Below are 22824 nucleotides of genomic sequence, written 5' to 3'. Positions count from 1 at the left end.
AGACCGTGCCATGGCCTGCAGATGCCGTGTTTGCCCAGTCACGGCGCAGGGTGGCGCACCGAGCGCACCGGTTTGGCGACATTCGTCGGCGTCGTGCTCGGCCGCGAGTGTCGACAATGCCTGACAATTCCAGTCGGCAATCTCGATTCCGAGCTTCACGCCGGCAACGATCCGCGTCGGCGTGCCTTGGCACCAGGCTTGCTTGCCTTCTGCCGGTTGCTCCCATCCAGTTTCTTCAGCCGCACGACGAGGTGCCGACGCATGACCAAGACCGAGATGAAGACCGCCATCCTGGACGCGAAGAAGGCCAAGGGCATGACCTGGGAGGCGCTCGGGGGCGCCGTCGGTCTGGCGCCGGAGTTCCTGTGCTCCGCCTGCCTCGGCATGAACAGCCTGAGCGAGGCCAACGCCAAGACCTGCACCGAGGCCCTGGGCCTGGGCCCGGACGTGGCTGCCGCCCTCACCGAGTTCCCGAAAAAGGTCTGGGACCAGACCATCCCCACCGACCCGCTGATCTACCGCTTCTACGAAATCGTCGGCGTCTACGGCGAGACCCTGAAGGAGGTCATCCACGAGCAGTTCGGCGACGGCATCATGAGCGCCATCGACTTCTCCATGGACGTCGCCAAGCAGGAGGACCCGAAAGGCGACCGCGTGGTGGTGACACTGAACGGCAAGTTCCTGCCCTACAAGTCCTGGTGACAGCGACCTTCGGCGCACGGGCATCCGGCCCGTGCGCGGCCCCTGCCCGACCCCCGTGCCCGACCCCCGTGCCCGACCCCAGTGCCCGACCCCCGTGCCCGACCCGCTCCCTGCAGCCTCACCCGGGACAGTCCCATGCCGCCCGCCGGCGCGAGCATCAAGAAATCGTCATGAACGCCCGCTAGGCTTGGCCGCCGAATGACCCGGGGCTGCCGCCCCGGTCCTCTCTCATCCGGACCAATCCAGCCAAGCCGCGATGTCCCCTGCAACCCGGACGGCCGTTGCGACCGGCGCGGGCCGGCAGCCGTCCCGGCCTCAGCGCATCCGCGCGGAGGTCGGCGCCACCGAGCCCTCCCCGCCGCAAGGCTCACCGACACAGCGGCTCAGCCGCGCGCCGCTGCCGACGGTGCTGCTCCACTGGCTGCTGGTGCTGGCCCTGGCGGTGAGCCTCGCCACCGGCCTGCGCATCGCCGCAGATGCCCCCGATGCCCTGGTTTCCGCCGCACTGGCCCCGGTGCTGCCGCAGGGGGCGGCGCTGCTGTGGCATCTCATCTCCGGTGCCCTTGTGCTGGCGGCCATGCTGGCCTATGCCCTGTATCAGGTGCGAAGCGGTCTCGGCCGCCGGCTGCTGCGACTGCCGCGGATGGGGGCAGCGGGCGACCGCGCGGCCCGCCTGCGCCGGCTGGACCTGGTGCTGTACTGGCTCGCCTTTGGTCTGCTGCTGTTGGCGGCCGGCACCGGTGCCCTGCAATACCTTGGTGCTGCGCCGCCCGGCGGGCGCCGGCTGCTGGAGGCGCTGCATCGGATGGCGGCCTGGGGCCTGCTGGGCTATGCCGCGGCGCATGTCGGTCTACAGCTCGCCGGCGGCGGTGTGCGGCGCCTGCTCGCGATCCTGCTGCCGCGCCCGGCCCACCTGCGCATCGGCGCCTGGGCGGCGGCGGTGAGCCTGGGTCTGATCGTCGCCGCCGTCGTCGCGGACCGCGTGCTGGTGCGGGACCTGACCCTGCCGCGGGCCGTGGAGTTGCCCGTGCTGGACGGCCGCGTGGACGACCGCGCCTGGGCGCAGGCCCCCGCGCTGCGCATCGCACTCGCCAACGGCGCCAATCTGCCGGGCGGCGAGAGCATCCTGACCCTGCGCGGCGTCCACGACGGCGAGCGTGTCTACCTGCTCTGCGAGTGGACCGACCCCACCCGCAGCACCGCCCATGTGCCGCTGCTCAAGACAGCCCAGGGCTGGCGCATCCTGCAGACCGCCTACCGCAGTGCCGACGAGAACCGCTGGTACGAGGACAAGCTCGCCCTCATGCTGGCGCCGCCCGGCAGGCCGCTCGCGGCCCTGACCTCGGTGCACCTGGGTGCGCAGCCGCTGCGGGGCGAGCCCGAGGCGCCTGGCGGTCGCGGCCTGCACTACACCACCGACGGCGGCATCCTCGACGTCTGGCACTGGAAGTCCGTGCGCAACGACGCCGAGCATCAGGCGGACGACAATTTCTTCGGCCCGCCGTTGCCCGCCCCGGCGCAGACGCCGCGCACCCGGGACCCGGACAGCGGCGCCTGGCTGCCGCGCTACACCGGCGGCTACCGCAAGGACCCGCCCGGCACCTTCAGCGGCTACGAGATGAACTGGGAGTTCTTCAGCGAGGGCCGGACGCAGCCGCTGCGCCTGCCGAAGGACCCCCGGGATCTGGCCCTGCCGGAGGCGGCCGGCGGCGCACCACCGGCGCCGCCGGCAACGGCACCGGAGCCGGCCTGGATCGAATTCAACGACACCCGCCCCTACGCCGACGGCCCGGACACCCTGCCGGTGGGCACGCTGCTGCCGAGCGTGCTGCCCACCGGCCGGCTCACAGGCGACCGCGGCGACATCGCCGCCCGTGGCCATTGGGCGGACGGGCGCTGGTCCCTGGAGCTGAGCCGGCGCCTGGACACGGGCTCCAGCCGGGACGTCGCCATCACCGACGGCACCCTGCTCTGGGTGGCCGTGTTCGACCACACCCAGACCCGCCATGCCTACCACCTGCGCCCGGTGCGGCTGCGCCTGCGCTGACGCAGCTCGCGACATGCATCGCCATCAAATCGCAACAGCTGCTTCTCAGTCCCGTCACATCGGCTCGCTAGCATAGCCGCCGCGTCTGGGTAGATGGCTACACGGATCGTGGTTAATACCCATATGATTGAGGGGTTTTCCGGAATGCTGGAGGCGGCTTTGCAGAAGCCTCCAGGCCCTGGAGCCGTCTGAAGCCCACCGGGCCGTCACTACCCGGCCTGGGCCGGCGGCGCGTCGCCGCTGGGCAAGAGCCCGGCGCCGGCATGGGTCCCAGGCCTTCGGCAGCGGCCCCTCGCCTGCCGTTCATCTATCAGCTCACCCGGGGGCACCGATGTACCGACCCACACGCCACCTGCCGCGCGCGGCGGGGGTACTCTTCTCCGCGTTCCTGGCGGCGGCCATGCTGGCGGCGCCGGCCGCGGCCAATCAGACATTGCGCTATCACATCGCCGCGAGCAGCGACGATGCCGAGGAGGCCGCGGGTGCGGTGGACCTCACAAGCTCGGACCTCGAAATCACCGAAGACGACCCCGGTGTTCCGCAGCTGATCGGCCTGCGCTTCGCGGGCCTGGACCTGCCACAGGGGCTGCCGATTCTCGGCGCCTATATCCAGTTCCGCACCGATGAGGACGACAAGAACGTCAATCCCTTCAACGTCACCATCCGCGGCGAGCTGACGGCCGATGCCGCCGCCTTCACCGACGCCCTGAACGACATCAGCAGCCGGCTTCTGACCACGGCCGAGGCGGACTGGTCCGGCATTCCAGACTGGGAGCTGGAGCACGCCGCCGATGCGGCGCAGCGCACGCCGGACCTGACGGCCATCGTCCAGGAGATTGTCGACCAGCCGGACTGGCAGGCGGGCAACGCCATGGGCTTCGTGCTCACCGGCAGCGGCACACGAACCGCGGAGTCTTTTGACGGCTCCATCGACGAGGTGGATGTGGCGGACCTGGCGCCCGAGCTGGTGCTTGTGGTGCCGTCGCTGGAGCGCTATCGGGTCGCCGCCTCCGACGACGATGCCGAAGAGGGTGATGACGGCCCGGGCGTGCTGGACATCGCAAGCTCCGATCTGGAGCTGGTGGAGGACCACGAGGGTGAGCCCGATCGCCGGCAGACCATCGGCATTCGGCTCACGGATGTCACCATTCCGGAAGACGCGCAGATCCTCTCCGCGCATCTGCAGTTCGCCGTGGACGAGGGCGACAAGAACAGTGATCCCTTCGCCGTGACCATCTGGGGCGAGGCGGCGGACGACCCGGCGTCCTACGCCGATACGCCCTACAACATCTCCAGTCGCGCCAAGACCACCGCGTCGGTGGACTGGGCAGGCATTCCCGAGTGGACCGTCACAGAGGAGGGGCTGCCCGGCGGCGAGCACCAGCGCACGCCGGACCTCGCGGCCATCGTGCAGGAGATCGTGGACCGCGACGGCTGGCAGGAAGGCAACGCCATGGCCTTCATCATCCAGGGCCAGGGCCAGCGCACCGCGGAGTCCTTCGACGGCAACAGCGCCCTGGCCCCGGAGCTGGTGGTGCGCTTCATCGGCGAGCAGACCACGCCGTCCAGCTACCGCGTGCGCCTCAGCTGGTCACCGGGGGACGACCCGGCCACCACCATGAACGTCATCTGGGACCAGGTGCGCGGCAGCGGCGCCACCGTCCACTACGACCTCTACGACCCCGCCGAGGGCTGCCTGTCGGAGCTCGGCAGCTATGCCATGAGCCAGGCGCCGCAGCGCATCACCCCGTATCGGGGTATGAACAACCACTTCGCCAAGCTCGGCGGCCTGCTGCCGGATACGGCCTATCGCTTCGTCATCGCGGACTCGGACGGCGCCGGCGAGTGCATGTGGTTCCGTACCGCGCCCAACACGCCCAAGGCCTTCACCTACATCACCGGCGGCGACACCAAGTCCTCCGGCGATGCGCTTCAGGCCGGGCGCTGGTCCAACCAAATGGTGGCCAAGCTGCGGCCGCTGTTCGTGCTCTTCACCGGCGACTTCAACTCCGGCGACGGCACCAGTGACGCCAGCTGGCTGCAATGGCTGACGGACTGGTCCGAGGGCACCAAGTCCGGCGACGGGCGCATGTATCCGATCCTTGCCGTGCACGGCAACCACGAGGACGGCGACTTTGAAGTCCTCTACAACCTGTTCGACTCCGGCAACACCGACCCGGCCCAGTCCGCCGACTACAGCTACGGCGCCTGGACCTTCGGCGGCAGCCTGCTGCACGTGATCAACCTGAACTCGCAGTTCTACCTGAACGGCATGCAGGCGGCGCACGACCAGCAGCTGCTCTGGCTCGCGAGCGACCTAGCCGCGCACGCCAACGACACCTTCAAGATCGCCGGCTACCACAAGCCCATCCGCCCGCACACCTCCACCAAGGCGGAGAACGACCACGAGCTGGACTGGGCGGATCTGTTCGACGACTACGGCCTCACCGTCGCCAACGAAAGTGACACCCACAACCACAAGTTCACCTTCCCGCTGGTGCGCTCGGATGCCGACGGCAACGACATGGGCTTCGTGCGCGATGACGACAACGGCGTGCTCTACGTCGGCGAGGGCAGCTGGGGTGCCACGCCCCGCGCGGACGACGATGACAAGAGCTGGACCCTCGACAGCGCGTCACTGAACCAGTTCAAGTGGAATCACGTCATTCCTGCGGCGGACGGGGTACCCGCGGAGCTGCGCATCCGCACCGTCGTCACCGCCCGCTACGAGAACGGCGAGCTGGTCAACTACGTCGAGGGCGTGGGCGAGGTGAGCGATGACGCGCCGTACGAGAAGCCGAGCAGCATCACGCTGCATGCGGCGCCCTTCTATGGCGATGAGATCAAGCTGCCCTTCGAGGCCCTGTCCGGGGAGCCGCCGAGCGCGCCGACGGGCCTCACCGGCGAGGCGACCTCCTACACCGACATCACCATCCGCTGGACCAACACCGAGGACCCGGCCAACGTCAGCAACATCAGCGTCGACCGGCGGGTCGGCGCGGACGGCACCTGGGAGACCGTCGCCGGCGGCCTGGACCCGGAGACCACGAGCTTCAGCCAGTCGGAGCTGGTGGACGGCACGGACTACGAGTACCGGGTGCGCGCCAACAACGTCTTCGGCTCTTCGGACTGGTCCGACGCCGTGCTGGTGAGCACGCCGGTGGACAATCGCCTGCGCGTGGTGCTGAGCGAGGGCACCGACGGCTACACCGGCAGCCAGGTCATCGCCATCGCCTCCGCGAGCCCGGCTGCGAGCTTCGCAGCGGAGGAGCTGAGCTTCGACCAGGCCACCAGCGACTACGGCGGCCCGGGCATGTCGCACGGCCTGATCCGCTTCGACGGCCTGCTCGCCAGCCTGCCGGCGGACACCGTGGTAACCGGCGCCGAGCTGCGCTTCTACATCACCAGCTCCACCAACGGGCCGGTGGGTCTGCACCAGATGCTCACGCCCTGGGACGGCACCAGCAGCTGGAACAGCTTCGGCGGGGATGGCGTGCAGGTGGACGACAGCGAGGCGGTGGCCGCGCCGGATGAGAGCAAGCCGAACCTCCAGGGCGGCACCTACACCACCTTCGACGTGACGCCCACGGTGCAGGCCTGGGCCGCCGGCGCGAGCGAGGAGGGTTGGCTCATCCTCAACCAGAGCACGGACGGCTGGGACATCGCCACCGAGCTCTACACCGGCACCGACGCCCTGGCGCGCCGCCCGCGGCTCACGGTGTTCTACAGCCCGCGCGGGGATGCGGACGGCGACGGCGTCGTGGCCCGAGACGACGTGATGGCCATGCGCGGCCATCTCCGCCGGCCCGCGAGCGAGTGCCCCGCCTGCGACCTGGACGGTGACGGCGTCGTCTCCATCCGCGATGCACGGCTCCTGATCCTTAAGCTGCGCAACTGAGCCGCCGGCGCCGGTGCGACGCCATTGCTGCGGCTGCACCGGCGCCGGGTCCATCCGAATACCCGTGCCAGGAGACCCTGCACCATGACCAAAGCCCACGCCCTGCTCGCTGCGCTGCCGCTCTGCGCCGCCGCTGCGGGCCTGAGCCTCGCCGGCAATGAGGCCCACGCGGCCCCCATCGAGCTCAGCCTTGAGCCCGTCAGCGCCAAGCTCTACACCGGCCAGCTCATCGACATCGACATCGTCGTCGCCGGACTCGACACCGAGGACCTCAGCAGCTTCGACTTCGACCTGACCTTCGATCCCATCGTCGCCGAATACCAGTCCTACAGCCTGGGCACCACGCTGGTGGATCCGTTCTCCGTGCAGTTTGACCTGAGCGACGACAGCAACGCCGGCAGCGGCGTGCTGCGGCTCGCAGAGGCCTCAGGACTGCTCGACTTCAGCACCCAGCCGGATACATTCCTGCTCGCCACCGTGACCTTTCTGGCGCAGCAGCCCGGCATCAGCGCACTGACCCTGTCCAGCATCAAGCTGTTCGACGGCGACCTCTTCGACCCGCAGCCGCTCAGCGCGGACAGCGCCGGTGCGGGCAGCCTCAGGGTGCCGCTGCCGGGCACGCTGCTGTTGATGTCCTTCGGCGCTGCGCTTCTGCATGTTCGCAGGCGGCGTGCGTGCCGCTGAGGGCAGCAGCACTGAGCCCATGGACGGGCGCCCCGCGGGCAGCGCCGAGGCATTTCCGCCGACTGCCCGCCGCGGTCCGCCCGCAACCCGAACAACCGCAGAAAAATGGGGACAAAAACGGGGACGTTATATGTAATTACTGACGTTTTGTCCGGATCGAAGCGTTGTGGCTGCCGTCCCTGCACTTGGGATCATCCGCGGTCCGTCGTCTTGCCCTGAGACCCTGCGGCTTGGTGCGCGCAGGGTCGCCGAGTGAAACTCGGCGCCCCCAGGCGGGGCGACTACCTGCCTCACCGCCGCAGCCACACCACCGCCAGCCCCGCCAGCACGATGCAGGCGCCGCCCGCCAGCTCCGCCGGGCCGAGCGCCTCCCCCGCCAGCCAGGCCGCGGACACCGCACCCACCACCAGCTCGAACAGCAGCAGCACAGACGAGCGCTGCAACGGCAGCCGGCTGATGCCGTACTGCGTCGCCGAGATCATGCTGCTCATCCAGACCACCCCGACGCCCAGCGCCGCCGGCAGCGCCCACCAGGGGGCGTCGAAGGTGGTCCCCGCACCCGCCGCCGCCACCGCCGCCAGCGGCGGCACCAGCGCCACCGATGCCAGGTTCCGCAGCGCCCCCGGCAGCCCCCGCGCCGCCCGCAGCTGTACATTGGTGAGCGCAAACGCAAACCCCGCCACCAGCCCGAGCAGATCCGCCGGGCTGAAGGCGCCGAGCAGGCCCCGGTCCAGCCCGCGCAGATCCGAGAGCAGCATCAGCCCCGCCCCGAACAGCGCCAGCACCAGCGCCGGCACCGTCACCGCCAGCAGCCGCTCCCCCAGCAGCACCCGCCCCAGCAGCACCGCCCACAGCGGCGACAGGTAGAACAGGATCAGCACCCGCGCCACCTGCCCCTCGATCATGCCCAGACCGAAGGCGATGCCCGACACCGCCGCCGACAACGCGATCCCGAGCAACCGCCGGTGCGCCGCCGCCACCGCCCGCCAATGCCGTCGCGCCACCAGCCCCAGCGTCGCCGTCGCCCCGATGTAGATGAAGGTCAGCGCCCACAGCCCCCCGAGCCCCGCCTGCTCCAGCCACCGCAGCGGCAGCCAGTACAGGCCCCACAGCGCAGAGCCCGCCAGCATGACGGGGATGACGATGGCTTGGTTGGCGCTGTCGGCATCACCACGGGCTGATTCCGGTGGTGCCGTGGCAGCGGAGCGAGTGGTCATGCGGGGCATTGCAGCGGTGCAGAAGACAGCGCGTTGATGAGCCGGCGACAGCGCCAGGGCTGTCACAACACAACAGTGGATACCTGGTGCAACGCCGCGATTGGCTATTGACCGGCTGCAACACCGGCGCGTCGCCAGATGCGGGCACGCGTTCCAGACCGGTGGGCTGGGCGTTCCGTCCAGGCGCAGGGCCACCAGCGGTTGCCGGGGGCAGGCACCCTATCAGATCGCCCGGCCGCTGGCGCACGGGGTCGCCCGACACAATCAAAAAACGGGGACGTTATACGCAATTGCGTACGCGGCCTCCGAATCGAGGTATTACGGTTACCGTCACCATAATGAAACCGATGAACTGCATCGCCTGCAAGACCGGCCGGATGGTCCCCGGCCAAGTCACCGTCTCCTTGACGTGAGGCGAGACGCTGGTGGTCATCAAACCGGTGCCGGCCCAAATCTGCGACAACTGCGGCGAATACACCCTGGACGCAAACAATTGCGCAGCGTGTCTACACCCAGGCCGATGCCGCCGCCGCGCCCAACGCCGAGGCCGAGTAGGATAAGCACAGCAAGCCAGCGCGCATCCAGCGCGCGTACTGCCACCCACCACGAGCCCCAGCCCAACCCACCGCCCGCGCGAGGTTACAGCGCCCGCCGGCACCCAGACAGAGGAGCGCATCATGGCCCCCATCGGTATCTTCTTCGCGTCCGAGAACGGCGGCACCGGCGAGCTGGCCCGGCTGATCCAGCAGCAGTACCTGCCGAAAGGCGCGGCCGTGGTGCACAACCTCGACGACACCGATGCGGCACAGATGGACGGCTTCGGCGCCCTGCTCTTCGCCACCTCCACCACCGGCTGCGGCGACCTCCCGGCAGCGCTGGAGGCCTTTGTGCCGGAGCTGGACGCGGTGGATTTCAAGCGCAAGGTGGTGGCGCTGGTGGGGCTCGGTGACCAGGTGAATTATCCGGATGAGTTCGCCGATGCGCTGGGGGTGTTGTACCAGGAGCTTCGGGGCCGCGGTGCCGCGGTGGTCGGGGCCTGGCCCACGGCCGGTTACGACTATCAGCGCTCCCGCGCCGATCTCGGCGACGGCGCCTTCTGCGGTCTGGTGCTGGATCAGGAAAACCAGGCCGACCTGACGCCGCAACGGCTGACGCGCTGGGTCGAGTCCGTGCGTGCCCAACTGCTCGCCGGCGGTGCCGACGGCGCGGGTGCAGGGGCCGGACAGACTGTCTGAGCGCCGGTGCATCTGACCCGCCATGCCCGACGCGCGCCTCCCCACCGCCATCCCCAGGCAGCCGCCGCCCGCCGCCACCGGCGACCCGGCGGGCTTCCGGCTGCGCCGGCGCGGCTTGTGGGCGCTCGGCTTTCGGCCGTTCTTTCTCGCCGCCGGCCTGTTCGCCGTGGTGTCCATGCTGCTGTGGCTCGGTCTGCTGTACGGCTGGGTGGGGCAACCGGATTATCAGGCCGGCAGCAACTGGCACGCCCACGAGATGCTGTTCGGCTATACCACGGCGGTGATCGCGGGCTTCCTGCTGACGGCCGCGCGCAACTGGAGCGGCCTGCCGACGGCCGGTGGGCCGCTGCTGGCCGCATTGGTGGGGCTTTGGCTGGCGGCGCGCGTCGCCCCCTGGCTCTCCGCCCCCGGCTGGCTGGTGGGGTTGCTCGACATCGCGTTCTTCCCGGCCCTTGCGTTGTCGCTGTGGCGGCCCCTGTGGCAGGGCCCGAACCCGGCCAACCGACTCTTTCTCGCTGTCTTCGCGGGCTGCACGCTGGCGTCGCTGCTCGCGAGCCTGGCCGGCATGGGGCTCGTTGACGGGTTGGGAGCAGGGCTGGCGGCGCGGGGCCAGCGGCTGATGCTGGACCTGGTGGTGGTCGTGATCCTGCTTGTGGGCGGGCGGGTCATGCCCTTCTTCACCCGCGCCGCGCTGCCGGATGCGGCACCCAAGACCTGGCACCGGATCGAGGCGCTGACCTTCGGTGCCGCGCTGGCGCTGCTCGTGCTGCATGTCGCAGAGCCGGGCGGCGGGCGCCCCGGCGAGTGGGTGGGCTGGCTCGCCGGCGTCGCGGGCATGGCCGCCGGCGCCTTGCAGCTGGTGCGCTTCGCCGGCTGGCATGACCGCCGCGCCTGGCGCCGGCCGATGCTGGCGGTGCTCTATCTGGGCTTCCTGTGGCTCGCGCTGGGACTGCTTTTGGACGGCAGCGCCGCCTTCGGCCTGTTGCCGCCCAGCATCGCGGTGCATGCGCTGACGGCGGGCGCCATCGGCGTGCTGACCCTCGGCATGATGACCCGGGTCACGCTCGGCCATACCGGCCGCGCCATGCAGGCGAGCCGGCTCATGCTGGTCGCCTTCGTGCTGGTGAACCTCGCGGCACTGCTGCGCACGGCGGGTGTCTGGGCCTTGCCGGAGCTGTACCTGACCTGGATGGTCGCGGCGGGCCTCTGCTGGGTCGGCGCCTTTGCGCTCTTCACCGGCGTGTGCGGCCCGATGCTGGTGGCACCGCGGGTGGACGGCAAGCCCGGCTGACGCCCGCGCCCCGACCATCCTGATCGGCACGCGGCCGCCGTGGCTGCTCTGGTTGGGTGAGCGGCGCGGCCTGGCCCGGTGCGCCTCAGGCCGCCACCGGTCCGGGCCGGCCGTCCTCGACGACGAAGCTCGCCAGCGTGTCGCAGGTCGCATCGCGCTCGCGCACGCTCGCGACGGCACGCAGGTCTGCGGTGAGCCGCGCTGGGGTCAGCGTGAGCCGCAGGTAGCCGCGGTGCTCGCCGGTGGCATAGTGGATGTGCGGGTTCTCGCGCACCACGGCCTGGATGCGGTGTTCCGGCGGCGGCGGGGAGCTGATGGAGGTGCCGACGAATTCGCTGGCGACGGCGGGGGCGCGCGTGTCGGCGAAGTTGGGCTTCAGGTCCGCAACCCAGAAGGAATGCACGTCGCCGCCGAGCACCACGGGGTTGGCGCAGGCGCCCTCGGCGAAGAGGTCCAGCAGGCGCTTGCGGGCGGCGGGGTAGCCGTCCCAGCCGTCGGAGAAGAACAATTCGCCGTCGCCCTCGCGGCCGTCGGCGTGCGCCATCAGGGTCTGTTGGCCGAGCAGGCTCCAGCGGGCGCCCGAGCCGCGCAGGCCGGCGGCGAGCCAGCGCTCCTGGCGGGCACCGAGCAGCGTGGCGTCGGGATTCAGCCGCTCGCTGCAGTCGCCGCTGATGAAGTTGGAGCCGGCGCGTCCCGGCTTCGGGCAGGGCTGGGGGCTGCGGTATTGGCGGTTGTCGAGCATGTGCAGGGTCGCCAGCCGCCCGAGCCCGAGGCGGGTGTGGATGCGCATGTGCGGGCCGAAGGGCACCATGCCCCGCGGCAGCGGCATGTGCTCGTAGTAGGCGCGGTAGGCGGCGGCGCGGCGGGCCAGAAACCAGGCCGGTGTGTCGTCGTCCTGGGAGCGGCTGCCGGCGTAGTCGTTGTCCACCTCATGGTCGTCCCAGACCAGGAGCCAGGGGCAGCTCGCGTGCGCTGCCCGCAGGTCTGGGTCCGATTTGTACAGGGCGTAGTGGCGGCGGTAGTCCTCCAGGGGCACCGGCTCCTGCACACCCTGCGAGCGCACCACGCCCGTGCCGCGGGAGGCCTCGTAGATGTAGTCGCCCAGGTGCAGGAAGAGGTCGAGCTGGTCCGCGGCCGCGTGCCGATACGCCGTGTACCAGCCATAGGCATAGTGCTGACAGGAGCCGACGCCGATGCGCAGCCGATCCGCAAGCGCATCCGCCGCCGGTGCGGTGCGGGTGCGCCCGGGCGGACTGGTGGCGTCGCCGGCATGGAAGCGGTACCAATACTCCCGGTCCGGCGCCAGCCCGTAGGGCTCAACGTGCACCGCATGCGCCCAGTCCAGGGTGGCGTAGGCGGTGCCGGCCGCTGCGAGCTGCCGAAAGCTCTGGTCCCGCGCCACTTCCCAGCGCACCGGGACGCTTTCGGGCGGCATGCCGCCGGCGGGGGCCAGCGGCTCGGGCGCGAGTCGGGTCCAGAGCACCATGCCGTCCGGGCGCGGATAACCGGATGCCACGCCCAGGCTGAAGGGGTCCTGCGGGAAGCTGGGTGTGGCGAGCATGGCCGCTGAGGCGGCGGCAGCGGGGCCGGCGAGGGGCAGGCCGGCGAGCGCGCGCAGCAGCTCGCGTCTGTTCCAGGCGGGCTTGGGTCGCATGCGGGGCCTCCAGTGCAGGTATATCGCTGCTGCACCAGGGTACCGAAGGGTTGTGTCCGGTTGATGTCGGCGGCCTGCCAGCGGGTGTCGCTTGACAGGGTGCGAATCAGAACCGGCCGGGTGGTTGTGCGCGCCGGTCCCGACGCGGCGTGTCTGCGGCGAGCGCACGCAACAGAGACCAGCGGCGCCGGCGGGGGCTCTGGCGCTCAGGATGGCGCGCGAGCAGGCGCGCCAGCGCCAGGCGCCAGCCGCGCAGCGGCGAGGCCGCGGCGGTGCCGGCGGCAGGCTGCGACCTGTGCTCGCCCTGTTCGCGGTGGTTCCGGCCGCCGGGCTCGGCGAGCTCGTCGTAGGGTGGCGAGCGCATGGAAAACTCCACGTTGACCTGGTGTTGGGGTAGTGTGACGCTTTGATGACGCAGATTTGGATGGTATTGCGAATGTCAAGTATTCGCAATACCATCAGTCTTCCATTCTGCGAGCCAGCGCCACCCCTGAAGCCGGAGAGTCAACCCATGACCGATCACCAGTGGCTGCTCTTCGATCTGCAAGCACTGCTCGCAAAGATCGAGACCGGTACGCCGCGCTTTCAGGAGGTTCTGCGCACGCCGTCGCTGAGCTGCTCCATCTACCACCTGCCGGCGGGCTCCACAGAGATGCAGAGCGCGCACGAGGAAGACGAGCTCTACCTCGTGCTCGAAGGTCGGGCGCGCCTGCGGGTGGGCAACGAAGACCAGCTGGTGCAGAAGGGCTCCATCATGTACGTGCACACGGCGTGCGACCACGCCTTCTTCGACATCGAGGAAGACCTGACAGTGCTGGCCTTCTTCGGTGCGCCGCTGCGCCTGGCCCAGGCCGGCGCAGGCTTCGAGGTGGACCCGGACGTGCGCGACGGATAAAGGCCCCGCCCTCGGCCCGGGATGTCCCGCGGGCGCCCGCCCACCACACCGTCCACGCCGCCGTCGGCTCATCCTGAGTCGGCGTCCCGGACCCTGTACCGCACTCGACCGGGGCCGCTCCGGCCGGCGGCTGCGGGGCGTGCCCCCTGAAACTCGGTCAACTGCTCCCCGGGCAACGACTGCCGGCTGCGATCCCGAGCGCGTCTGAGCGCCGGGCGCTTGCGCCATATCGTCATGGGGAAACCGGCAAGGCCGGCGAGCAAAAACCCCGTGATCCGCATCCTTGAATGCGTGCGCGAGCCTCTTAACCTTGCGCGCGGAACATTAGAATGTTCCGATTCTGTATATTGAGCGCGTTGAGTGGCCGCGGTGCGATCTCCCTTGCAGGGTTTTTCGGCGCCCCGGCCGAGCATTAGACGGAGCGGCACGCTCCCGTGGACGCGACCTGGTGCCGCCGGCAGCCTGGCGCTGACCTCGCTGCGGCCGCCTGCTCCCGGATCACCCGCGCGCCGGTACCGAGCGACTCGCCCCAGACCCCACCAGCCCCGGAAATCACCATGCAAGATCCCGCAGTCCACACCGATCAAGCCGACGGCCATACGGAGGTCAAGGAGACCACCTGTTACATGTGCGCCTGCCGCTGCGGGATCCGCGTGCACCTGCGCGATGGCCAGGTGCGCTACATCGAGGGCAACCCGAACCATCCGCTCAACGAGGGCGTCATCTGCGCCAAGGGCAGCTCGGGGATCATGAAGCAGGTGTCGCCGGCGCGGCTCACCAAGCCCCTGAAGCGCAAGCCGGGCGCCAAGCGCGGCGAGTCGGAATTCGAGGAAATCTCCTGGGCCGAGGCCATGGACATGCTCACCGAGCGCCTGGGCCGGCTGCGGGCGGAGGACCCGAAGAAATTCGCGCTCTTCACCGGCCGCGACCAGATGCAGGCGCTGACCGGCATGTTCGCCAAGCAGTTCGGCACGCCGAACTACGCCGCCCACGGCGGCTTCTGCTCCGTGAACATGGCCACGGGCATGATCTACACCATCGGCGGGTCGTTCTGGGAGTTCGGCGGGCCGGATCTGGAGCGGGCCAAGCTGTTCGTGATGATCGGCACCGCCGAGGACCATCACTCCAACCCGCTCAAGATCCAGATCAGCAGGTTCAAGCGCCGTGGCGGGCGCTTCGTCTCCATCAACCCGATTCGCACCGGCTATTCCGCCATCGCCGACGAATGGGTGCCCATCAAGCCCGGCACGGACGGCGCGCTCTTCCTGGCGCTGATCCACGAGATCCTGAAAGTCGGCCTGTTCGACCGGGAGTTTCTGGTCCAGTACACCAATGCCCCGGAGCTGGTCATCGACGACCCGAGCCGCGACGACCACGGCATGTTCTACCGTGACCCGGACGCGGAGATCACCGAGGGCTGCACCGACCCGCAGAACAAGCTCTGGTGGGACCGCAACAAGAACGGCCCCGTGCTGACCCACACCGAGGGCGGGGACCCGCGCCTCATGGGCAGCTACGAGCTGCCGGACGGCACCCCGGTGAAGCCGTCCTTCCAGCTGCTGAAGGAGCGGGTGGAGCCCTACACGCCGGAGTGGGCGGAGAACATCACCGGCATCCCGGCGGACACCATCCGACGGCTTGCCCACGAGATGGGCGTCACCGCCCGTGACCACAAAATCGAGCTGCCCATCCGCTGGACCGACTGCTGGGACAAGGAGCACGATACCGTCACCGGCAACCCGGTGGCCTTCCACGCCATGCGGGGGCTCGCGGCGCATTCCAACGGCTTCCAGACCATCCGGTCCCTGAGCATCCTGATGACGGTGCTCGGCACCATCGACCGCCCCGGCGGCTTCCGCCACCGCGCGCCCTTCCCGAAGCCCATCCCGCCCTGCCCGAAGCCGCCGAATCACCCGGATGCCGTGCAGCCGGAGGCGCCGCTGGAGGGTCTGCCGCTCGGGTGGCCGGCGAAGCCCGAAGACCTTTTCGTCGACGACGACGGCAAGCCGGTGCGCATCGACAAGGCCTTCAGCTGGGAGTACCCGCTGGCGGCCCACGGCCTGATGCACAACGTCATCACCAACGCCTGGCGCGGCGACCCCTATCCCATCGACACCCTGTTCCTGTTCATGGCCAACATGGCCTGGAACTCGTCGATGAACACCACCGCCGCACGGCACATGCTCACCGACACCGATGAGAACGGCGAGTACAAGATCCCGTTCCTGGTGGTGTGCGACACCTTTGCCTCCGAGACGGTCGCCTTCGCCGATCTGGTGCTGCCGGACACCACCTACCTGGAGCGCCACGACGTGCTCTCCATGCTGGACCGGCCCATTTCGGAGTTCGACGGGCCGGTGGATGCGGTGCGCCTGCCCGTGCTGCCGCCGAAGGGCGAGTGCCGGCCCTTCCAGGACGTGCTCATCGAGCTGGGCGGACGGCTCAAGCTGCCGGCCTTCACCAAGCAGGACGGGACGCCGAAGTACCGCAACTATCCGGACTTCATCGTCAATTACGAGACCTCACCCGGCTCCGGCATCGGCTTCCTGGCCGGCTGGCGCGGCAAGTTCGGCGAGAAGTACCTGAAGGGCGAGCCCAATCCGCGCCAATGGGAGCAGTACGCCGCCAACGGCTGCGTCTTCCACCATGAGCTGCCGCGCAGCTATCAGTACATGCGCAACTGGAACAAGGGCTACCTGCACTGGGCCCGGGCGCATGCGCTCACGCGCTGGGCCGAGCCCATCACGCTGCACATCTACTCCGAGGTGCTGCAACGCTTCCGCGCCGCGGCCCAGGGCAAATGGCCCGGGCGCCAGCCGCCGGAGCACCTGCGCGAGCGCATCGAGACCTTCTTCGACCCGCTGCCCTTCCACTATGAGCCGCTGGAAGGCCAGCTGGTGGACAAGACGCGCTTCCCGCTGGCGGCGCTCACCCAGCGGCCCATGGCCATGTACCACAGCTGGGACAGCCAAAACGCGTGGCTGCGGCAGATCCACAGCCACAACTATCTGTTCGTGAACCCCAAGCTCGCCATCGCCCAGGGCATCGAGGACGGTGACTGGATCTGGGTGGAATCCCATCTCGGGCGGGTGAAGTGCATGTGCCGATACTCCGAGGCCGTGGAGCCCGGCACCGTCTGGACCTGGAACGCCATCGGCAAGGCCGCTGGCGCCTGGGCGCTGGACCCGAAGGCCGACGAGGCCACCAAGGGCTTCCTGCTGAACCACCTGATCGGCGAGGAGCTGCCCGACGGCGGCGCCGGCAGACACTTCTCGAACTCCGACCCCATCACCGGCCAGGCGGCCTGGTTCGACCTGCGGGTGCGCATCTACAAGGCCGAGGGCGCCCAGGAGGGTCAGGTCACCGAGCCCCAGTTCGCACCCATGAAGACGCTGCCCGGTCAGGCCGCACGGCCCCGCTCGCGGTGGCAGTCGTATGTGGCGGGGGTGTTTGGGAGGAAATAGCTGCGAGTGCAGATAGTGCGAAGTGCAATAGTGCGAAGTGCGACAGTGCAGGGTGCCGCAAGCGCGACGTATGGCTGCGGCGCCCTGTAAGCAGCTTGGCCTGGGCGGAGACACTGTGCGAGGAATTCAGCGCTTCGAGGATGTCGTCGGCTGGCGCAAGGCGCGTGCTCTGACGAAAGCGATCTACCAGATCAGCAGCGACGGGCCGCTGGCGAAGGATTTCGCCCTCAGGGACCAGATTCGGCGGGCGGCCATTTCTGTGATGTCGAACATCGCCGAGGGCTTTGAGCGTTACAGCAACGCGGAGCTGAAGCGTTTTCTTGCCATCGCGCGGGGCTCGGCGGCGGAAGTTCGCAGCCAGGTGTATGTGGCGTTCGATCTGGGATATATCGATCAGCGAACGTTCAGTCAGTTGATTGCCGACGGCAATGAGGTCAGCCGGATCATTGCGAAACTGCGCAGCAGCATCGAAGCGGCTGACCCGCAGCTCAAGAAATAGCGCGTCGCCCTTGCCCGTGGTCTGGATTCCGTCATGCACTCCTGCACTTCTGCCTTTTGTACCCAACCACGCGACGCATCATGCATATAGGCCATAGGTAGTTTCATGACCCAACTCGCCCTCGTCATCGACCTCAACGTCTGCGTCGGCTGCCATGCCTGCGTGACCTCCTGCAAGCAGTGGAACGCCTCCGGCTGGGCCGGACCCATGGTGGATGAGAATCCCTATGGCGCCGATCCCACCGGTACCTTCTTCAACCGGGTGCAGACCTTCGAGGTCGGCAGCTATCCGGCGACGGAGACGGTGCACTTCCCGAAGTCCTGCCTGCATTGCGAAGAGCCGCCCTGCGTGCCCGTCTGCCCCACCGGGGCGAGCTACAAGCGCGAGGACAACGGCGTTGTGCTGGTGGACTACGACAAGTGCATCGGCTGCAAATACTGCTCCTGGGCCTGCCCCTATGGGGTGCGCGAGCTGGACGAGCAGCAGCAGGTGATGAAGAAGTGCACGCTGTGCATCGACCGTATCACCGACCAGTCACTGCCAGAGAAAGAGCGCCAGCCCGCCTGTGTGTTGGCCTGTCCCACCAATGCGCGGCTCTTCGGCGATGTGCACGACCCGGACTCCGAGGTCTCGGTGGCCATCCGCGAGCGCGGCGGCTATGCGCTGATGCCTGAGTGGGGCACCAAGCCGGCCAACCACTATCTGCCGCGGCAGAAGACGCGCATGCACATCAGCGAGGATGAGCTGCAGCGCGCCGACAATCCGCTGACCAAGGAAGACATCACGGTCTACACCGGAGAAGAGACCCTCGACGACGTGACCTGGTAAGCCGCCGCGCCGGGTGCCCATCTATGGGCGCCCGACGCTTGGCAGCACCGCTTTGGCGTACGCCGGAAACCACAAAGAAACTAGGACAATGGCCGGGCGCGCGCTGCCCGGGCGACGACACCGGAATCAACCCTATGCATCCCGCCTTCTCCGTCATCTTCCTGACCACGCTCATCGGCGCCGGGCAGGGGCTTTTCCTCGCCCTGTTCACGGGGCAGCTCTACGCGAGCATCAAGCTCATCGAGCCCCAGGGCGCGAACTTCTATGCCGTCGGCAGTGTGCTGTCACTGGCGCTGCTGGTGGGCGGGCTCGGCGCGTCCTTCTTCCATCTCGGGCGACCCGAGCGGGCCTGGCGGGCGGCGTCCATGTGGCGAACGTCGTGGCTCTCGCGGGAGGTGATCGTGCTCCCGATGATGATGGGCGTGGTGTTCTTATACGGCCTGTTCCACTACCTGGGCTGGACCCAGCCCTGGATCGTGGCGGGAGACGGTGCCCTGCCCATGGATGTCACCATGGTGCTCGGCTTCATCGGCGTCTTCGTGGCCTTCACGCTCTTCGTCTGCACCGGCATGATCTACGCGAGCGTCAAGTTTCTGGAGGAATGGCACTCGCCCTATACCATCGGTAATTTCACCTTTCTGGGCATGGCATCCGGCTTCATGCTGGCGGCGGCCTATTCGGCCTATCTCGGCAACCACCTGGTGGGCTTCTATGGCACCTGGGCGGTGATCTTCACGCTGCTCGGGCTCGCAACGCGGGTCGCCTCTCTGATCCGCAACGCCACGCTCAAGCACAAGAGCACGCTGCAGACCGCCATCGGCGTGCGCCACCGCAAGATCGTGCAGAAGTCCCAGGGCTTTACGGCCAGCTCCTTCAACACCCGCGAATTCTTTCATCACCAGAGCCCGGAATTCCTGAAGTTGGTGCGAATCGGCTTCCTGGTGCTGGTGTTCCCGGTGCCGCTGTTCCTCATCGGCATCTCCTATGTGCTGGAGTCGCCGACGCTGCCCATCGCCGCCTTCGTGATCCAATACCTGGGCCTGCTGGCCGAGCGCTGGTACTTCTTCGCCGAGGCCAACCACCCGCAGAACCTGTACTATCAGAGCATCGCCTGAGCACGCACAGGGGCCGGCGCAGCATCGGCGCTCTGTGACTCAAGGTCGCGAAAGTCGTGTCCGTCGCGCGCGTCGCGGCTGAGCCTCTGCGAACGAGACCTACGCAACACGCAAAGGCCGCGAAGACGCCCGAGTAGTCCGCAAAACCGCCGCTTTTCGCGTCTTTCGTGTATTGCGTAGTTAGAAAGTGCCGGTGCTTTGAGGCTCGTCCCGCGGTTCAGTGCTGACATGACCCACGGGACGTGCAGTAACGCCGGGGGCTCAACGCGGGCGCACCGGCTCTCGCTCAAGTTGCCTGCGCTCCCAACGCGCCGTCTCGGCCGCCGCCTCGTAAGTGCTCTGCAGAAACGTGAGCAATGTCCCGTCCGGATCATCCGCGGTGCGCACCGCCTCGTAGGGCAGCAGAAACTCGCCCAGGGTCGGGTCGAAATAGGCCGAGTCGGGCGCCACCCGGCGCTCGCCGAATCCCGCCGGCACCGGATACGCATAGCTGTAGAAGGCGGCCTGATCCAGGGGCCCGCCGCCGGGCCAGAAGCCCGCGCTGCTCACCTCCTGGTTGTAGGCCTCGCGTGTCACCGGGTCCGGCAGGTTCGGTACCCCGCCCGGGTGCTCGGGTGCCGGGCGGCCCGAGAAGCGCGTCACCGCCAGATCGTTGCTGCCCCAGAAGAAATGCACCGGGCTGCACTTGCCGGTGAAGCGCGCGCGAAAGACTTTGAATACCCGGTCGCATTGCAGCAGCACGCGCCAGAAGCGGTGTGCCGCATCCGCGTCGTAGCTGGCGTGCTGCTCGTCGGCATGGAAGGGGATAGGGTCCGGCACCTCGTTCGGTAGTGCGTTGATGTGCACGTCGATACCAAGCTCCCCGAGCAGCGCGGACAAACGCCGGTGAAAGGCCGCCACGGACATGGGCGAGAGCGCCATCTCCCGCGTTGCTCCGGTGCTGGTGGTAGCGACCAGCCGATGGTCGATGAAATCGAAATCGATCTGAAACTGCTCGCGGCCCCAGGGCATCGGCGATGTCGTAAGCCCCCGGGGCGTGACATACAGCGTCACGTGCCAGGAGTGGTTGATCCAGGCGCTCTGCGCCAGCCGGATCTTGCCGACGATCTGGGTCCAGAGGTGCAGGGTGGTGCAGGTGTCGGCCCACTCGCTGTAGAGGAGCTTGGGCCAGGGGCTGTCGGTGGCGGTCATCGGGTGGCTCCGGTGGTGGCTGTCGATGTCACCTCGGGAAATTGGGGCTGAACGCACCGACGCGACGGCCACGGCGGAACAGGTGACTTGTCTGCACCGCAACGAGTTGGCATCAGTGGTCGTGCGGCGTGGCTCCCTCATGGCCGCCATGTTTGGACGTTCGAGCCCGGCGGCGGGGGTCGCGTGGAGGGGCCTGCGGCGTGGTGCCGCGTGACGAGACGGGTTGTTGGGGGAGGGTAGAGACGCCGGGGCCGCGTTGCGCGGCCCCGGGGCAGGCGTCAGCAATGAGTTTTGGGCTGGCTCAGGACTGTCTCACGACTGGTGCAGGATGGACCCCACGATGAGCCCACGACTGGTCCACGATTTGCCCAGCAGGGCGCAATCCGGTCAGTTGAGCCCGCACATGCCGGTGCCGCAGCCGCCGGCGCCGCAGGCGGGTGCCGGGTCGAAGCCGCTGCCGAGGTTGCTGCTGCCGATGACGTTGCCGCCGGTGGCGAGGCGCTGCACCGGGGTGTCGGCGGGGGTGTCGCCGCAGTCCAGGTTGGCACGCTCACAGAGCTCGCCCCAGGTGGCGAGCTTCTCGCTCATGCGGTGGCTGACCTCGACGACGCGGCCGTTGGCCTCGCAGCGGTAATCGTAAGTGGGCATGGTCTGCTCCTATATCGATGCATTCTAATATGCGCCCATTATATCCACAGGCGCCGCCGCCGCAATGTGCGCGCAGCGGCCACCCGGCGTACCGGTGCAGGACGGTTGGCGCGAAGGCTCTTGCGGCTCACTCCCGGCCCGCCGCCCAGAGGTGCCCCCGGAGCCCGATGCCCGGGGTGTAGCCCACCGCGCCGAAGCGGATCTCGCCGTCGCCGTCCAGCACGAAGCTCGCCGGCACCCCGCGCACGCCCCAGGTGCTCGCGATCTCGCCGTAGGGGTCGGCCACGGCGTCGAAGCCCAGGTCGCGCTCGCGCAGGTAGCCGGCAATCTCCCGCTCGCCACCGGATTGCATGGCGACGGTGACGACCTGATAGTCCCGGCTCAGGGCATTGATGCTCCCTTCCTCCAGCTTGCAGGTGGGGCACCAGGTGGCCCAGAAATGCACCAGCACCGGCTCGCCCCGCAGGGCGGCGAGGCTGACCTCGGCCCCAAGCACGGTCTGCGCCGACAGCGGCGGCGCACTGCCGGAGGCGAGCGGTCGCGACTTATACCATTGGACCCCGAAGAAGATGACCAATACGACCAGTAGATTCACCAGCAGTCCGCGCCAGCGGCGCCGCTTCGGCTTGTCGGCGGCGGGGCTGGCGGGGGCTTCGGACTCGGACATCGGTTGTTTCCTCACTGATGGACGGTGCAGGGGTGCGCAGAAGGGCGGCGTGCGGCGCAGGGCCTTGGGCCGAGTGGCGCTGTCGGCGTTGATCCTGGCATCGGCGGCGTCGGCCGCCCTTGCCGCGAGCACCGATGAAGATGTGTTCGACCTGCAGAATCTCAGCGTCAAGATCGCCGAAGATCTGCCTTACATCGAGATGCCGCACGGCGGCGAGACCATAACGGTGCTGCGCTACCAGGACCCGAGCCATCGCATCGAGCCGCCCTACGACAAGACCGGCCGGCCCTGCCCACCGTACTGTGTCCAGCCCATGCAGATCGCGCCGGGGGTGGAGACCATCGGCGAGCTGGAGGTGCTGGACTACATGCAGCGCATCGCCGACGGCGACCCGGGGGTGCTCCTCATCGACTCGCGCACCGAGGAATGGGTGGCCCGCGGCACCATCCCCGGTGCCGTCAACATCCCCTACAAGCGGCTCGACCCCGCCTTCGCGTCGCCCGAGCAGATCGCCGAGCTGCTGCAGCTGGAGCTCGGTGCGGCGAGCGCCGACGGCATCTGGAATTTCGATGCCGTGAAGACCCTGGTGTTCTTCTGCAACGGCGCCTGGTGCGGCCAGTCCCCCACCAACATCAAGGCCCTGCTCGGCTTCGGCTATCCGGCGCATCGCATCAAATGGTACCGGGGTGGCATGCAGGCCTGGGAGTCCCTGGGGTTGACCACGGTGCAGCCGGCGGACTCCTGACCGGGCCGCCGGCGATCTCGCAGCCCCGCCCGCAGGCTGGGCCC

General features: G+C 68.7%; 19 protein-coding genes. 13 read left to right on the top strand and 6 right to left on the bottom strand.

Annotation, left to right across the window (positions count from 1 at the left end; genetic code table 11):
• Nucleotides 1-261 precede the first annotated feature (261 nt).
• The 4 genes from cynS (at nt 262) to QZ607_RS01575 (ending at nt 7331) form a co-directional block, all read left to right on the top strand.
• Nucleotides 262-702: a cyanase gene (gene cynS, locus QZ607_RS01590; RefSeq protein WP_295878877.1), complete on the top strand. Its 441-nt coding sequence runs from the start codon at nt 262-264 to the stop codon at nt 700-702.
• Between the two features lie 256 nt (nt 703-958).
• Nucleotides 959-2749 carry an ethylbenzene dehydrogenase-related protein gene (locus QZ607_RS01585; RefSeq protein ID WP_295878874.1) on the top strand — a complete coding sequence of 597 codons (1791 nt, stop codon included), beginning with the start codon at nt 959-961 and terminating at the stop codon, nt 2747-2749.
• Between the two features lie 331 nt (nt 2750-3080).
• Nucleotides 3081-6647, top strand: coding sequence for a DNRLRE domain-containing protein (locus tag QZ607_RS01580; protein WP_295878871.1), 3567 nt, complete (start codon nt 3081-3083; stop codon nt 6645-6647).
• A gap of 84 nt (nt 6648-6731) precedes the next feature.
• Entirely contained in the window at nt 6732-7331 is a 600-nt protein-coding gene (locus QZ607_RS01575; RefSeq protein WP_295878869.1) for a cohesin domain-containing protein, read from the top strand.
• Between the two features lie 290 nt (nt 7332-7621).
• Here QZ607_RS01575 and QZ607_RS01570 read toward each other — a convergent pair whose 3' ends face one another.
• The gene (locus QZ607_RS01570; protein WP_295878868.1) at nt 7622-8548 is read right to left on the bottom strand and encodes a DMT family transporter; all 927 of its coding nucleotides are present in this window, start codon (nt 8546-8548) and stop codon (nt 7622-7624) included.
• 425 nt (nt 8549-8973) lie between these two features.
• On the opposite strand from QZ607_RS01570, the gene QZ607_RS25790 reads away from it, so the two are divergent.
• The 3 genes from QZ607_RS25790 (at nt 8974) to QZ607_RS01560 (ending at nt 11074) form a co-directional block, all read left to right on the top strand.
• On the top strand, nt 8974-9108 hold the full coding sequence (locus QZ607_RS25790; RefSeq protein WP_367268137.1) for a YgiT-type zinc finger protein: 135 nt from the start codon (nt 8974-8976) through the stop codon (nt 9106-9108).
• A 117-nt stretch (nt 9109-9225) separates the two neighbouring features.
• Nucleotides 9226-9783, top strand: coding sequence for a flavodoxin (locus QZ607_RS01565; protein ID WP_295878864.1), 558 nt, complete (start codon nt 9226-9228; stop codon nt 9781-9783).
• 22 nt (nt 9784-9805) lie between these two features.
• Nucleotides 9806-11074: an NnrS family protein gene (locus tag QZ607_RS01560; RefSeq protein ID WP_295878861.1), complete on the top strand. Its 1269-nt coding sequence runs from the start codon at nt 9806-9808 to the stop codon at nt 11072-11074.
• Between the two features lie 85 nt (nt 11075-11159).
• Here QZ607_RS01560 and QZ607_RS01555 read toward each other — a convergent pair whose 3' ends face one another.
• Complete coding sequence (locus QZ607_RS01555; RefSeq protein WP_295878859.1) at nt 11160-12728, bottom strand: alkaline phosphatase D family protein; 1569 nt, start codon at nt 12726-12728, stop codon at nt 11160-11162.
• Nucleotides 12729-12834: 106 nt separating this feature from the next.
• Entirely contained in the window at nt 12835-13092 is a 258-nt protein-coding gene (locus QZ607_RS01550; RefSeq protein WP_295878856.1) for a hypothetical protein, read from the bottom strand.
• Nucleotides 13093-13239: 147 nt separating this feature from the next.
• On the opposite strand from QZ607_RS01550, the gene QZ607_RS01545 reads away from it, so the two are divergent.
• The 5 genes from QZ607_RS01545 to soeC all read left to right on the top strand — a co-directional run bounded on the left by QZ607_RS01545 (nt 13240) and on the right by soeC (nt 19529).
• The gene (locus tag QZ607_RS01545) at nt 13240-13623 is read left to right on the top strand and encodes a cupin domain-containing protein (protein WP_295878853.1); all 384 of its coding nucleotides are present in this window, start codon (nt 13240-13242) and stop codon (nt 13621-13623) included.
• A gap of 557 nt (nt 13624-14180) precedes the next feature.
• Nucleotides 14181-17087 (top strand): sulfite dehydrogenase subunit SoeA, encoded by a 2907-nt coding sequence (soeA, locus tag QZ607_RS01540; RefSeq protein WP_295878851.1) that lies wholly within the window; start codon nt 14181-14183, stop codon nt 17085-17087.
• Nucleotides 17088-17202: 115 nt separating this feature from the next.
• On the top strand, nt 17203-17586 hold the full coding sequence (locus QZ607_RS01535; RefSeq protein ID WP_295878849.1) for a four helix bundle protein: 384 nt from the start codon (nt 17203-17205) through the stop codon (nt 17584-17586).
• Nucleotides 17587-17691: 105 nt separating this feature from the next.
• On the top strand, nt 17692-18414 hold the full coding sequence (gene soeB / locus QZ607_RS01530; protein WP_295878846.1) for a sulfite dehydrogenase subunit SoeB: 723 nt from the start codon (nt 17692-17694) through the stop codon (nt 18412-18414).
• A gap of 134 nt (nt 18415-18548) precedes the next feature.
• Entirely contained in the window at nt 18549-19529 is a 981-nt protein-coding gene (gene soeC / locus QZ607_RS01525) for a sulfite dehydrogenase subunit SoeC (protein ID WP_295878845.1), read from the top strand.
• Between the two features lie 261 nt (nt 19530-19790).
• On the opposite strand, the gene QZ607_RS01520 is transcribed toward soeC, so the two are convergent.
• From QZ607_RS01520 to QZ607_RS01510, 3 genes are all read right to left on the bottom strand, one after another.
• Nucleotides 19791-20720 (bottom strand): DUF5996 family protein, encoded by a 930-nt coding sequence (locus QZ607_RS01520; protein WP_295878843.1) that lies wholly within the window; start codon nt 20718-20720, stop codon nt 19791-19793.
• A 387-nt stretch (nt 20721-21107) separates the two neighbouring features.
• Entirely contained in the window at nt 21108-21368 is a 261-nt protein-coding gene (locus QZ607_RS01515) for a zinc ribbon domain-containing protein (protein WP_295878841.1), read from the bottom strand.
• A gap of 127 nt (nt 21369-21495) precedes the next feature.
• Nucleotides 21496-22035, bottom strand: coding sequence for a protein disulfide oxidoreductase (locus QZ607_RS01510; RefSeq protein WP_295878839.1), 540 nt, complete (start codon nt 22033-22035; stop codon nt 21496-21498).
• Between the two features lie 73 nt (nt 22036-22108).
• Between QZ607_RS01510 and QZ607_RS01505 the strand changes: the two genes are divergently transcribed.
• Nucleotides 22109-22780, top strand: coding sequence for a rhodanese-like domain-containing protein (locus QZ607_RS01505; RefSeq protein WP_295878969.1), 672 nt, complete (start codon nt 22109-22111; stop codon nt 22778-22780).
• Nucleotides 22781-22824: the final 44 nt, after the last annotated feature.

Source organism: uncultured Thiohalocapsa sp., assembly GCF_913063425.1.
In the GTDB taxonomy this organism is placed as follows: Bacteria; Pseudomonadota; Gammaproteobacteria; order Chromatiales; family Chromatiaceae; genus Thiohalocapsa.
This window is presented reverse-complemented; position numbering and strand designations above follow the sequence as displayed.

Excerpts from the sequence above, each read along its gene's own strand:
- cynS (WP_295878877.1), top strand. The coding sequence starts at position 262 with ATGACCAAGACCGAGATGAAGACCGCCATCCTGGACGCGAAGAAGGCC.
- QZ607_RS01585 (WP_295878874.1), top strand. The coding sequence starts at position 959 with ATGTCCCCTGCAACCCGGACGGCCGTTGCGACCGGCGCGGGCCGGCAG.
- QZ607_RS01580 (WP_295878871.1), top strand. The coding sequence starts at position 3,081 with ATGTACCGACCCACACGCCACCTGCCGCGCGCGGCGGGGGTACTCTTC.
- QZ607_RS01575 (WP_295878869.1), top strand. The coding sequence starts at position 6,732 with ATGACCAAAGCCCACGCCCTGCTCGCTGCGCTGCCGCTCTGCGCCGCC.
- QZ607_RS01570 (WP_295878868.1), bottom strand. The coding sequence starts at position 8,548 with ATGACCACTCGCTCCGCTGCCACGGCACCACCGGAATCAGCCCGTGGT.
- QZ607_RS01565 (WP_295878864.1), top strand. The coding sequence starts at position 9,226 with ATGGCCCCCATCGGTATCTTCTTCGCGTCCGAGAACGGCGGCACCGGC.
- QZ607_RS01560 (WP_295878861.1), top strand. The coding sequence starts at position 9,806 with ATGCCCGACGCGCGCCTCCCCACCGCCATCCCCAGGCAGCCGCCGCCC.
- QZ607_RS01555 (WP_295878859.1), bottom strand. The coding sequence starts at position 12,728 with ATGCGACCCAAGCCCGCCTGGAACAGACGCGAGCTGCTGCGCGCGCTC.
- QZ607_RS01550 (WP_295878856.1), bottom strand. The coding sequence starts at position 13,092 with ATGCGCTCGCCACCCTACGACGAGCTCGCCGAGCCCGGCGGCCGGAAC.
- QZ607_RS01545 (WP_295878853.1), top strand. The coding sequence starts at position 13,240 with ATGACCGATCACCAGTGGCTGCTCTTCGATCTGCAAGCACTGCTCGCA.
- soeA (WP_295878851.1), top strand. The coding sequence starts at position 14,181 with ATGCAAGATCCCGCAGTCCACACCGATCAAGCCGACGGCCATACGGAG.
- soeB (WP_295878846.1), top strand. The coding sequence starts at position 17,692 with ATGACCCAACTCGCCCTCGTCATCGACCTCAACGTCTGCGTCGGCTGC.
- soeC (WP_295878845.1), top strand. The coding sequence starts at position 18,549 with ATGCATCCCGCCTTCTCCGTCATCTTCCTGACCACGCTCATCGGCGCC.
- QZ607_RS01520 (WP_295878843.1), bottom strand. The coding sequence starts at position 20,720 with ATGACCGCCACCGACAGCCCCTGGCCCAAGCTCCTCTACAGCGAGTGG.
- QZ607_RS01515 (WP_295878841.1), bottom strand. The coding sequence starts at position 21,368 with ATGCCCACTTACGATTACCGCTGCGAGGCCAACGGCCGCGTCGTCGAG.
- QZ607_RS01510 (WP_295878839.1), bottom strand. The coding sequence starts at position 22,035 with ATGTCCGAGTCCGAAGCCCCCGCCAGCCCCGCCGCCGACAAGCCGAAG.